Annotated in this window: 12 protein-coding genes; 4 read left to right on the top strand and 8 right to left on the bottom strand. The window is 58.5% G+C overall.

What is annotated here, in order from left to right:
• Window positions 1-56 precede the first annotated feature (56 nt).
• Together recG and NLK58_RS15875 are read right to left on the bottom strand one after the other, a co-directional pair.
• The gene (gene recG, locus NLK58_RS15880) at window positions 57-2132 is read right to left on the bottom strand and encodes an ATP-dependent DNA helicase RecG (RefSeq protein ID WP_341581268.1); all 2076 of its coding nucleotides are present in this window, start codon (window positions 2130-2132) and stop codon (window positions 57-59) included.
• An 8-nt stretch (window positions 2133-2140) separates the two neighbouring features.
• Entirely contained in the window at window positions 2141-3100 is a 960-nt protein-coding gene (locus NLK58_RS15875; protein WP_117619414.1) for a hydrogen peroxide-inducible genes activator, read from the bottom strand.
• 78 nt (window positions 3101-3178) lie between these two features.
• Here NLK58_RS15875 and NLK58_RS15870 point away from each other — a divergent pair, with 78 nt between their 5' ends.
• A complete protein-coding gene (locus NLK58_RS15870; RefSeq protein ID WP_117619413.1) occupies window positions 3179-4045 on the top strand; it encodes an NAD-dependent epimerase/dehydratase family protein in 867 nt (288 codons plus the stop codon).
• Between the two features lie 64 nt (window positions 4046-4109).
• Here NLK58_RS15870 and NLK58_RS15865 read toward each other — a convergent pair whose 3' ends face one another.
• From NLK58_RS15865 to gmk, 4 genes are all read right to left on the bottom strand, one after another.
• A complete protein-coding gene (locus tag NLK58_RS15865) occupies window positions 4110-4496 on the bottom strand; it encodes a RidA family protein (protein WP_064228391.1) in 387 nt (128 codons plus the stop codon).
• 78 nt (window positions 4497-4574) lie between these two features.
• Window positions 4575-6716, bottom strand: a complete 2142-nt coding sequence (locus tag NLK58_RS15860) for a bifunctional (p)ppGpp synthetase/guanosine-3',5'-bis(diphosphate) 3'-pyrophosphohydrolase (protein ID WP_117619412.1) — start codon at window positions 6714-6716, stop codon at window positions 4575-4577.
• A gap of 172 nt (window positions 6717-6888) precedes the next feature.
• Entirely contained in the window at window positions 6889-7101 is a 213-nt protein-coding gene (rpoZ, locus tag NLK58_RS15855; RefSeq protein ID WP_117619411.1) for a DNA-directed RNA polymerase subunit omega, read from the bottom strand.
• An 86-nt stretch (window positions 7102-7187) separates the two neighbouring features.
• Complete coding sequence (gene gmk / locus NLK58_RS15850) at window positions 7188-7820, bottom strand: guanylate kinase (RefSeq protein ID WP_117619410.1); 633 nt, start codon at window positions 7818-7820, stop codon at window positions 7188-7190.
• Between the two features lie 150 nt (window positions 7821-7970).
• Between gmk and NLK58_RS15845 the strand changes: the two genes are divergently transcribed.
• A complete protein-coding gene (locus NLK58_RS15845; protein ID WP_117619409.1) occupies window positions 7971-8789 on the top strand; it encodes an RluA family pseudouridine synthase in 819 nt (272 codons plus the stop codon).
• Window positions 8790-8813: 24 nt separating this feature from the next.
• Here the strand turns inward: NLK58_RS15845 and NLK58_RS15840 are convergent, their stop codons facing one another.
• The gene (locus tag NLK58_RS15840) at window positions 8814-9680 is read right to left on the bottom strand and encodes a YicC/YloC family endoribonuclease (RefSeq protein WP_341581267.1); all 867 of its coding nucleotides are present in this window, start codon (window positions 9678-9680) and stop codon (window positions 8814-8816) included.
• 169 nt (window positions 9681-9849) lie between these two features.
• Here NLK58_RS15840 and rph point away from each other — a divergent pair, with 169 nt between their 5' ends.
• Window positions 9850-10566 carry a ribonuclease PH gene (rph, locus tag NLK58_RS15835; RefSeq protein ID WP_117619407.1) on the top strand — a complete coding sequence of 239 codons (717 nt, stop codon included), beginning with the start codon at window positions 9850-9852 and terminating at the stop codon, window positions 10564-10566.
• 135 nt (window positions 10567-10701) lie between these two features.
• Here the strand turns inward: rph and NLK58_RS15830 are convergent, their stop codons facing one another.
• Window positions 10702-11508, bottom strand: coding sequence for an exodeoxyribonuclease III (locus tag NLK58_RS15830; protein WP_117619406.1), 807 nt, complete (start codon window positions 11506-11508; stop codon window positions 10702-10704).
• Window positions 11509-11589: 81 nt separating this feature from the next.
• On the opposite strand from NLK58_RS15830, the gene pyrE reads away from it, so the two are divergent.
• Complete coding sequence (gene pyrE / locus NLK58_RS15825; RefSeq protein ID WP_117619405.1) at window positions 11590-12228, top strand: orotate phosphoribosyltransferase; 639 nt, start codon at window positions 11590-11592, stop codon at window positions 12226-12228.

Below are 12228 nucleotides of genomic sequence, written 5' to 3'. Positions count from 1 at the left end.
ACTGAACTCTATTTCCTGACCGCTTCCATACGCTGTCGGTCAGAGAACGGACTTTTCTACACGTCGCCATAGCGAATTTTATCGCCAAGCCAACGTCGTACCAGTGCCTGAACTATATCCGGGCGCGCCATGAGCCCTGGTGCCATCTCCCGTACTGGCTCAATCCAGCTCTTATCGCGCTCAAAATCCGCCAGGCGGAACTGCATCATGCCGGTCTGGCGGGTACCCAACACCTCGCCTGGCCCGCGAATCTCCAGATCCTTCTCCGCAATAAAAAAGCCATCCTGGCTATCCCGAAGCGCCTGGAGCCGGGCCTTACCATTAGCGGACAATGGCGGGTGGTACATCAGTACGCAAAAACTCGCCTGCTCACCCCGGCCGACACGACCACGAAGCTGATGCAACTGGGCCAGCCCGAGGCGCTCGGGATTTTCAATGATAATCAACGAAGCATTGGGAACATCAACCCCAACCTCAATCACCGTGGTGGCTACCAGCAAATCAAGCTCGCCCACCTTGAACTGTTCCATAACCGCCGCTTTTTCCTGGGCCCTGAGCCGGCCATGGACCAGGTCCACTTTGAGATCAGGCAGCCTCTCTGCCAGCTCCTGAGCCGTTACTTCTGCTGCCTGGCACTGCAATGCTTCGGATTCCTCGATCAGTGTACACACCCAGTAAGCCTGCCGTCCTTCCCGGCACGCACCGCGCACACGCTCAATCACGTCTTCACGCCGGCTGTCAGGAATCACAATGGTTTCAATCGGTTTCCGGCCCGGTGGCAATTCATCAATAACCGAGGTGTCCAGGTCGGCATAAGCGCTCATGGCCAAAGTGCGGGGAATGGGCGTTGCTGTCATGATCAGTTGATGGGGTGCCAACGCCCCACCCACGCCTTTCTCGCGCAGGGCCAGGCGCTGGTGAACGCCAAACCGGTGTTGCTCATCGACGATTACCAGCGCGAGCCGGTGAAACTCAACCTCATTCTGGAACAGGGCATGGGTTCCGATCACCACCCCGGCCTCACCGGACCGGACAACTTCCAGCGCCTCTTGCCGCGCCTTGCCTTTGACTTTGCCAGACAGCCAGGCAAGCCGGATGCCCAACGGCTCCAACCATGCCCGGAAGTTCTGCAAGTGCTGTTCTGCCAGGATTTCAGTGGGCGCCATAAGGGCGACCTGGGTGCCCGCCCCAATAGCCTGCAGGGCCGCCAGGGCCGCCACCACGGTTTTCCCGGAACCAACGTCACCCTGGACAAGCCTGAGCATCGGCAAAGGCTGACTGAGATCCTGCCGGATATCCGCGAGCACATGGCGCTGCGCGCCGGTGAGTGAAAACGGCAGGGAATCGAGGAAACGTTTCGTAAGGTCTCCCGTTGGCAGAAGCGGCAATGCCTCCCGGGCCTGGATCTGCTCACGCACCTGAAGCAGACTCAACTGATGCGCCAGCAATTCCTCCATCACCAGTCTCTGCTGTGCCGGGTGGCGCCCTTCCATTAACAGGTGCACAGGCGCATTGGCGGGAGGGGAATGCACCACCTGGAGCGCCTCGGTAATACCCGGCAGCTGATACTCGGCCAACAGCCCCTGCGGCAGCCAGTCCCGAATCGGGAATCTCTGCAGATAGCCCAGAGCCTGCTGGCAGAGGGACCGCACCCGGGGTTGCTGAATGCCCTCGGTCAGGGGATACACCGGGGTGAGGGTTGCCTGACCTTCCCCAGGCATGGGTGGCGGATTGACCTGATACTCCGGGTGATAGAATTCGTAGCCGGCCCGCCCCGGCCGGACCTCCCCAAAGCATCGAACCCGGGCCCCTTCACCCAGCTGGTTTTTCTGGGCCGCATTGAAATGAAAAAAACGCATCACCAGAAAGCCACTGTTGTCCCGGAGAGTCACCTGCAGGCTGCGCCTGCGCCCCATAACCAGGTCGGCTTTCATCACCTCCCCTTCGACCACCGCCACATCGCCGATTCGCAGGTTGCCCATCGGCACAATGCGGGTCCGGTCCTCGTAGCGGTGCGGGAGGTGGAACAACAGGTCTTGCAAGGAAGCAATCCCCAGCCTGGCAAGCTTCTCTGCCAGGGCGTTTCCTACGCCCTTGAGCTGGGTGACCGAAATGTCATCCAGTGATGTCATAGCAGGTCTCAGGCGCTTTCGGCCACGACGGGTGTATCAGTTCTCGCCTTCTCGATTACCCGGCACTGGCTCGCTGCCAGCGACAGAACGTCAATCGCCTTGGGCCGCGGGAAGGTAACCCGCCAGGCCAGCGCAACGGTCCGGAACGGCACCGGCGGCGCGAATGGACGCACGGCCAGAATGTCTTCATGGTACTGCATGGCCGTTGCCGCGGAGAGCGGCAGCACAGTAATACCCAGCCCGGACGCAACCATGTGGCGAATCGTTTCCAGAGAGCTGCCCTCGGTGACCAGCGAAGGGGAGGCCGCGTCTGCACGCCGGGTCACCGCATCGACCAGCGGCGGACAGGATTCCAGCACCTGATCCCGGAAACAGTGGCCGGGACCAAGAAGCAACAGCTGTTCCCGGGCGAGTTCATCGGCAGTCAGTTGCTCCTTCTCTGCCAGCGGATGCCTGGCGGGCAACAGCACCACAAAAGGCTCATCGTAGAGCGGCAGCGTCACAACTTCCGGCTCTTCAAAAGGCAGGGCGATGATGATGGCATCCAGCTCCGAGTGCCGGAGTTTCTGGCGCAGGTTTGCAGTATAATTCTCTTCGATGTAAAGCGGCATTTCAGACGCCGCACGGCGCAACTCCGGCAGCAAGTGGGGGAAAAGGTACGGGCCAATCGTGTAAATCGCGCCGACTTTCAAAGGCGAGTTGAGCTGGTTCTTGCCGTCCTGGGCCATATCCCTGATGACGCCCACCTGGTCAAGCACCCGTTGCGCCTGCTCAATAATACGCTGACCGGTTTCGGTGACGCGGATGCTGCTCTTGCTGCGCTCGAACAACGGGATGCCAAGCTCATCTTCCAGCTTTTTCACAGCAACGCTGAGTGTCGGCTGGCTTACATGGCAACGCTCTGCAGCCCGGCCAAAATGCCTTTCGCGGGCCAGCGTAACGACGTATCGTAACTCGGTGAGAGTCATGGTGAGCTCCGGTCAGATGGATGCGGGTCGAAGTTCCACTTAACTTTATGAGCTAAAGCATAAGGATTGAAATTGTCTATGGCAATCACTGAAAGCACTAACCCGCCGGGAATCCTGGTTGCCGGCTGTGGCAAACTCGGTGGCGCCATCGCCAGCCGGCTGAAAGCCTCGGCAACGGTATTCGGGCTGCGCCGGAATCCGGACCAGGTGCCGAAAGGCGTACACGGCATCAGAGCTGACCTGACCCGGCCTGCAACCCTGGCCGGCCAGTTGCCAGATAACCTGGACATCGTCATTTATTGCCTGACACCCTCCAGTTACGACCAGCAGGGCTACCAGGATGCATACGTTACCGGCCTCGAAAACCTGCTACGGGAACTGGGCGAACATTCCCTGAAACATCTCTTCTTTGTCAGCAGTACCAGCGTTTACGCTCAGGATGACGACAGCTGGGTAGACGAGTCCAGCCCTGTCAACCCGGCCAGATTCAGCGGCGAACAGATTCTGGCGGGGGAGCGAACAGCGCTGGACAGCGGTCACCCTGCAACCATCATACGATTCAGTGGCATTTATGGTCCGTCCAGGGCACGTTTTCTTGAGGAGGTTCAGCAAGGCCGTATGAGCCCGCAGCCACCGGCACCGTTCAGCAACCGGATCCATGAAGAAGATGCTGCGGAAGCAGCCGCTCATCTGGTCCGGCTTGCCGTCTCCGGAGCGCTGCTGGAGCCCTGCTATATCGCCAGCGATTGCGAGCCGGTACGGCTCGATGAAGTGGTGGACTGGGTACGGCAACAAACTCCCTGCGCCGATCCTTTACCAGACGCCCGTCAAGGGGGCCGGGCCGGGAGTAAACGCTGCAATAACCAGCGACTGCTGGCCACCGGATTCCAGTTCCGGTACCCGGACTTCCGGGCCGGCTATCGGGCGATGATTCACCAAAACTGAGTCCGCGAAACGGGAAAAAGCGACCGTAGCCGCCTTTTCCACGAAATTGGAACCTGCCCCGGCTTCAGCTCAGCACCATGACTGCTTCCATTTCAATGGGTACGCCCTTGGGCAGCGCAGCGACGCCAACTGCCGCGCGGGCAGGATACGGCTCCTGGAAATAGGTAGCCATGATCTCGTTTACCGTGGCGAAGTTTGCCAGGTCGGTCATATAGATATTGAGCTTGACAATATCCTTGAGCTCACCGCCGGCGGCTTCACACACGGCCTTGAGGTTATCAAATACCTGACGGGTCTTGGCAGCAAAATCCCCTGCCACCACTTCCATGGTCTCCGGCACCAGCGGAATCTGGCCAGACAGATATACCGTGTCTCCGGCTTTCACCGCCTGGGAGTATGTGCCAATGGCCTGAGGCGCATTCTCGGTCTGAATTACGGATTTGTTGGTCATGACCCTTATTTTCCTCTCTTCCAAAACGCCAATCCTCACCCCTCTGTGGCGCGCCTGTCAACCGGGCTTTGGTCTGGTTCAGTGCCGTACGCGGCTGATGTGGGTAATTGCCCGAATATTGCGGATGCGCCGCATAACCCGGGCCAGATGCCGGCGCCCTTGCACATGCACCACCAGGCTGACGACACCGAAGCGGGCATTCTGCTCCTCCACATTGATGCGCTCGATGTTACCGTCAGCCATGGCCACGGCGTTTGCCATCTCGGCAATCACACCGCGCTGACGCTCAAGCTCTACCCGCAACTCCACAGAAAATTCATCGGTAATGTCCTTGGCCCACTTGAGATGGGTCAGGCGGGCCCGGCCTTCGTCGTCTTCCGGCAAGCGAGAGCAGGTATCGGAATGAATTACCATGCCTTTGCCGGAATCCATAACACCCACCACCGGGTCACCGGGAATCGGCTTGCAACAGCTGGCAAACCGGACCAGCAGTCCCTCGGTACCACGAATCGTCACCGGGCTTTGATTGCCACCCTCGATATCCCGGGCGCCCTCACCGGAGTCCGGTCCTTCGGCACCGCTTACGAGCTGACGGGCAACCAGATAGGCCATCCGGTTTCCAAGACCAATGTCACCGATCAGGTCGTCAAAACTGTTCACCTGGTTGTGATTCACCACCGCCTGTTTCTGGGCATCGCTGATATCCGACAGTTTGGCACCAAAGCCTTTCAGCGACTTCTTCAGCAAGGCCCGTCCCAGCTCCAGCGATTCCGCCCGCTTCTGGCTCTTCAGGACATGACGGATACTGCTTCTTGCCTTGCCGGTAACCACGAAACTGAGCCAGGCCGGATTGGGCCGGGCACCGGGTGCGGTAATGATTTCGACGGTCTGACCGCTTTGAAGGGGCTGACTCAGGGAACCGAGATTACGGTTGATCCGGCAGGCCACGGTGGCATTACCGATATCGGTGTGGATCGCGTAGGCGAAATCTACCGGTGTTGCCCCGCTGGGCAGCTCCATGATGCGGCCCTTGGGCGTGAACACGTAGATCTCGTCCGGGAACAGATCCACTTTCACGTGCTCAATGAATTCCATGGAATCATCGGCCCGCTCCCGCATTTCCATCAGACCCTTCACCCAGCGATCAACCCTTGCCTGGTTCGCACTGGTAACGCTGCTGGGCTCGTTCTTGTACATCCAGTGGGCCGCAATACCGTTGTTGGCGATGTGTTCCATTTCCTCAGTGCGGATCTGGATTTCAATGTTCACGTGCATGCCGAACAGGGTGGTATGGATAGACTGGTAGCCATTGGCCTTGGGCATGGCAATGTAGTCCTTGAACCGGCCCGGCAGGGGCTTGTACAGGCTGTGAACGGCACCGAGGATGCGATAACAGTCATCCTCGGTGTCGGTAATAATCCGGAAGGCGTACACATCCATGATTTCATGGAAGGATTTCTGCTTGAACTTCATCTTGTTGTAGATGCTGTTCAGGTGTTTCTCCCGGCCAAGAATCCGCCCGGGCAGGCCGCGCTCTTCCAGCTTTTCCTGCAACTTGCCACGGATGTCTTCGATGATTTCCCGGTGGCTGCCCCGAAGCTTCTCCACCGCTTTCGAGATGTACTTCGATCGCATCGGATACAGGGAGGAGAAACCCAGATCCTCAAGTTCGGTGCAGATCGAGTGCATACCAAGGCGGTTGGCGATCGGGGCGTAGATATCGAGGGTTTCGGTGGCAATGCGCTGGCGTTTCTCGTAAGGCATGGGACCGAGGGTGCGCATGTTGTGCAGCCGGTCAGCCAGCTTCACCAGGATGACCCGTATATCCCGGGCCATGGCGAGAGTCATCTTCTGGAAGTTCTCAGCCTGGGCTTCCGCCCGGGAGCGGAACTCAATCTGGGTCAGCTTGCTGACGCCATCCACCAGCTCGGCCACATCCTCACCGAACTGCTCCGACAGGGCATCCTTCGGGATACCGGTGTCTTCAATGACATCGTGAAGCATCGCGGCCATCAGGCTCTGGTGGTCCAGCCGGAGATCGGCGAGGATATGGGCAACGGCCAGGGGATGGGTAATGTAGCGGTCGCCGCTTTTGCGCATCTGGCCCTCATGGGCCTGTTCGGCATAGTAGTAGGCCCGTCGCACCTGATTGATGCGATGGGTATCCAGATAGGAGCTGAGCTCTCTCGCCAGCCCTTCAACCGTAGCCTCTGCCGACACCGCGCCTCCACAACCTCATGAAATTCAGGGACAAAAAAACCCGAATGCACGCATCCGGGTCCTTCCTTAGTCCTTCCAGCAACGTTCTATAGACACACTATAAAACCGCGGGGACGGATTTCAATGCTTCTCACTCACGGACAGGTACTTATGCCCAATATCCGCAGACAGCTCACTCGTCGTCGTCTTCCTTAAGCAGATCACGAGTAATCTTGCCTTCGGCGATTTCGCGCAGGGCAATCACCGTCGGCTTATCATTTTCTTCCGGCACCATCGGCTCGGCCCCCTTGGTAGCGAGCTGACGCGCACGCTTGGTAGCCAGCATTACCAGCTGGAAGCGGTTATCAACGTTTTCCAGACAATCTTCAACGGTAACTCGTGCCATAACTTCCCCGACAAATAAAATGACTGATTCAGCAGACCGGATAGTTTACTGCGACCGGTTCAATTTGTATACAGGAAAAGCCCGTATCAGGCCAGGCCAGACAACCCTGCCAGAAGCTTCTGGTGCCGTGGCTGCTGCACCTCCATGCGCAGGCGCTGGGCCCGGACGATGGCCAGCAGGTCCGCCAGGGCGATATCGAAGTCGTCATTGACCACCAGAAAGTCGAACTCAACGGCGTGGCGGCACTCTTCCTTGGCCTCCGCCAACCGGCGCTCCACCACCTCGGGCGTGTCGGTACCACGACCCACCAGTCGCTCGCGCAATACTGCCGGCGACGGCGGCACAATAAAAATACCGACGCATTCGGGAATCAGCCGGCGCACCTGACTGGCACCCTGCCAATCAATCTCCAGGATGACATCCTGGCCCCTGGCCAGCGTCTCCCGCACCCAGGCCTGAGAGGTGCCGTAGTAGTTACCAAAGACATCCGCGTGTTCCAGAAAATCACCCTTGGCAATCATTGCCTCAAATTCTTCGCGGCCGACAAAGTGGTAGTTAACACCGTTCTGCTCCCCTTCGCGCATGGAGCGGGTGGTGTGGGACACGGAGACGCCAAGCTTGTGGTCATCGCGAAGCATGCCCGCCACAAGGCTTGTCTTACCGGCACCGGATGGCGCAGATATAACGTACAGGGTACCCTGCTCAACTGACTGACTCATAACCCGAGAACTCCAAACCTGAACGCGGCGGCCACCTGTTCCGACCGATAAAAGCCGGAATTATACGGACTTTGGCAAAACACCGCACCCCGACAGGGCGCCACCTGATACCATTTGCGTAATTGTCCCTTTTATCAACTGATATACCCCATGCGAACGACCATAGACATTACTCTTCAGAAACCCCGGAAAGCCATTGACGCACTGAGTGAGGCATCGGAGCTCTCACGCCAGAAAATCAAGGATGCCATGACCAAGGGCGCCTGCTGGTGGACGCACAAGGGCAAACAATTAAGACTGCGAAGGGCGACGAAGGAGCTCAGAGCCGGCGTGCACCTGCAGCTGTACTATGACGAGAAGGTACTGGCCAGAAAACCTGAAGACCCGGTTCTGCTGGAGGACAAAGGGCGTTACACCGTCTGGTTCAAACCTCACGGCATGCTCGCCCAAGGCTCCCAGTGGGGCGACCATTGCAGCCTGCTGCGGCTGGCAGAAGTGCTTCTCGAGCGGCCGTGTCACCTGATCCACCGCCTCGATGCCGACGCCGCCGGGCTGATGCTGATCGCCCACGACCCGAAAGCTGCGAGCGCCCTGTCCCAGTGCTTTTCAGCCCGAACCATCACCAAATACTACCGGGCCAGAGTAACCGGGGTGGTCAGCGCCCAGGACCGGATCGTTGACGCTCCGGTGGAGGGCAAACCGGCAACCAGCCGGGTGACGACACTAAGTGCCAGCGAGGCCAACCAGACCTCCCTGGTACAGGTGAGCATTGAAACCGGACGGAAACACCAGATCCGCCGCCACCTGGCTGGCCTTGGGCACCCGATCGTCGGCGACCGCCTGTACGGACGACCTGCCCCGGCTCCCCTGCAGCTGCTGGCTTATTATCTGGAATTCGACTGCCCGCTGAGCAAACAAAAGGTCACGTTCCGGTTACCGGACAACCTGGACAGCCTGAAACAGTCCTGAACCCCAAAAAGCCCTGCCCCGGGATCACTCCAGGTTCTGCACCTGCTCCCGAATCTGTTCGATCAGCACTTTCAGATCCACAGCAATGCGGGTTACTCCGGCGTCGATACTCTTGCTGCTCAGGGTATTGGCCTCGCGGTTCAGCTCCTGCATCAGAAAATCCAGCCGGCGACCGATGGCCCCCTCACTTTTCAGGGTATCCGCCACCTCGCCAATGTGGGCGTCCAGCCGGTCCAGCTCCTCGGCCACATCACTTTTCTGGGCCAGCATCACCATCTCCTGGGTAACCCGATCGGGATCCAGCTCCACCTTCGCTTTCTCGAACCGCTCCCGAAGCGCCTTCTCCTGGGCGTCAAGCAGCTCCGGCATGCGAGCGCGCACGTCCGAGACCAACTCACCCATGATTTTAAGGCGATCTTCGAACAACGGCCGCAACCGCTCTCCCTCGCGCTCCCGCACTGATGCCAGCTCAGCAACGGTCTGCTCAAACAAACCGGTCGCTGCCTCTTTCGCCGGACCATAGTCCTGCTCCGGCACCGAAAGAACGCCAGGCCAGCGAAGAATATCCAGGGCGTTGATGTGGGCCGGGTTATCCAGCATCCGATTGATGTGATTCGCGGCCTCATTGACGGCCTGCGCCATCTCTTCGCTAATCTCGAAGCTCTGGGTCACATTTTCGGCGGACTGAAGCCGCATGGACACATCCACCTTGCCTCGCTTCAGCTGATTCCGAAGCTCCTCACGGAACCGGCCCTCAAGCTCCCGGAAAGCCTCCGGCAGACGGAAAGACGGTTCCAGGTAGCGGTGATTCACCGTCCGGATCTCACAGGTCAGCGCCCCCCAGTCTCCCTGGACATCCTTCCGGGCAAATGCGGTCATACTTCGGATCATGTCGGCTCCGCTCATGGTTGGTGGAAACAATCCGAGTTTAACAGGCTCTTAACGCCCACGGCGAACCAAACAAAAGGCCAGTGCCAACGTGTTATACTTTTCCGCCTTTTCGACACACGATCGACCGGGACACGCGCCCGGACATTCATTACTGACTTCAGGAAATACTATGCGTCCAAGCGGCAGAACGCCCGAGCAACCGAGAGATGCTCGAATTACCCGCAACTACACCCGCCACGCCGAAGGCTCCGTGCTGGTGGAATTCGGAGACACCAAAGTTATCTGCACCGCCTCCGTCGAAAACAAGGTTCCCCCATTTATGAGGGGCGAAGGTAAAGGCTGGATCACCGCCGAATACGGCATGCTGCCCCGCTCCACCGGCAGCCGAATGGGCCGGGAAGCCGCCCGCGGCAAACAGGGCGGACGCACCGTCGAAATCCAGCGCCTGATCGGCCGCTCCCTGCGCGCCGCCGTCGACCTCTCCGCTCTGGGCGAGCACACCATCACCGTGGACTGCGACGTTATCCAGGCCGACGGCGGCACCCGCACCGCAGCCATCACCGGCGGTTGCGTGGCACTGGTCGATGCCCTGAACCACCTGGTGGCCGAAAAGCGCCTGAAAAAATCACCACTCAAACAGATGGTCGCCGCGCTGTCCGTTGGCGTTTACAAGGGTACCCCGGTGGTGGATCTGGACTATCCGGAAGATTCCGAAGCGGAAACCGACATGAACGTCATCATGACCGACCAGGGCGGCTTTATCGAGATTCAGGGAACGGCGGAAGGTGCGCCGTTTGTTCAGGAAGAGCTGGACAACATGCTGGTATTGGCCAGGCAGGGCATTGAGCAGTTGTTCGAAATCCAGAAAACAGCTTTGGAAGGCTAACTCACAAGTCTGAGGCGCCTGTGTGGCGACGTTTCCCCAGACTGTTGAGGGCCATGGACGGCCCGAAACAAGCGCACAGGGATGTGCTCGTAGCGTGTCTGGGGAAACGTCGCCACACAGGCGCCTTCCCCAGACTCAAAAACCGATTTCGATATCGTAATCCATGATCACCGGTGCGTGATCGGAAAACCGGGTTGAGTCGTCAATCCAGCCATCCTCGATGGTCTTGCGGATCCCAGGGGTCAGCAACTGGTAATCCACCCGGATACCGGCATTCCTGCGGGAACCTTCCGCCTGCTCCGGCCACCAGGTAAACTGATTACTCTGCCTGTTCACTTCCCGGAACCCGTCAACACAGCCCATTTCATCAAACAGGCGGTCAAGCCAGGCACGCTCATGGGGCAGGAAACCGGAAAAGTCCAGCTTGTGATAAAGCGGGCTGGCATCCGTTACATGGTGGGCCGTCTGAAGATTGGCGCAGAAAATAAACTGCCGGCGCTTACGCAGCGTCTTCTGCATGTGCAGACCAAAAGACTCCATGAACTCGTCCTTATGGTCCAGCACTGTCAGGTCGTCCTCGCCGATCAGTTCTTCTTCCCGGCCAAGGGCACAGGGCGCGAGCACACAGGCCACGGAAACCTTGTCAAAATCGGCCTGAATAAACCGGCCCTCACGATCCGCCTGCTCGTTGGCGAAACCGTACATGATGGCCTTCGGAAAGTGGCGGGTGTAAATGCCCACGCCACCATCCTCATTGTTCTCGCCATCAATAAAATAGGCCTCATAACCTTCCGGAATCAGGTTGTAGTCCTCAATCTCGTAGGCCCGCATGCGATGGTCCTGAACGCAGACCACGTCGGCATCCTGCTGCGCCAGCCAGTCGAAAAAGCCCTTCTCAACAGCCTGGGCGAGGCCATTGACGCTGATTGATACTACCCGCATACGTGTTCCCTGATTCGGTTTGTGTGTATGATACCGTTTTTACGTGTTAATTAAAGATCAACACCCGCCAGAAGCCTTGTCATGCACGACTATCAGCAAAAATTTATTGAGTTTGCCATCCGCCGGAACGTACTGCGCTTTGGCGAGTTTACGCTCAAGTCGGGTCGAACCAGCCCGTACTTCTTCAACGCAGGCTTGTTCAATACCGGGGATGACCTGCTTCAGTTAAGCAAGGCCTATGCCGCTGCGATAGCACGCAGCGGGCTGGATTATGACATTATTTTCGGGCCTGCCTATAAGGGCATTCCGTTGGCCACCGTAACAGCAATGGCCCTGGCTACAGACGGTAACAGCAAACCTTTTGCGTTTAACCGCAAGGAAAAGAAGGATCATGGTGAGGGCGGCAACATTGTTGGCGCACCACTGCAGGGCAGAGTACTGATTGTCGATGATGTTATTACTGCGGGCACTGCGATCCGTGAGTCCATCGACATTATTCGGGCCGCCGGTGCCGAACCAGCCGGTGTGCTTATAGCGCTGGACCGGCAGGAAAAAGGCAATGGCGAACTGTCGGCCATTCAGGAAGTGGAAAAGGAGTTCGGTATCCCGGTGGTGAGCATCATTCGCCTCGAACAAATCCTGGACTACCTCAAGGCCAACCCGGACTTCGCCGGGCATGCCGGGAAGGTCGCCAGTTACCGGGATCGTTACGGAGTCTGA

The sequence above is a fragment of the Marinobacter metalliresistant genome (assembly GCF_038098645.1).
Taxonomy (GTDB): domain Bacteria; phylum Pseudomonadota; class Gammaproteobacteria; order Pseudomonadales; family Oleiphilaceae; genus Marinobacter; species Marinobacter metalliresistant.
The sequence above is the reverse complement of the archived record's forward strand: the minus strand, read 5'-3'. Positions and strand labels throughout refer to the sequence as shown.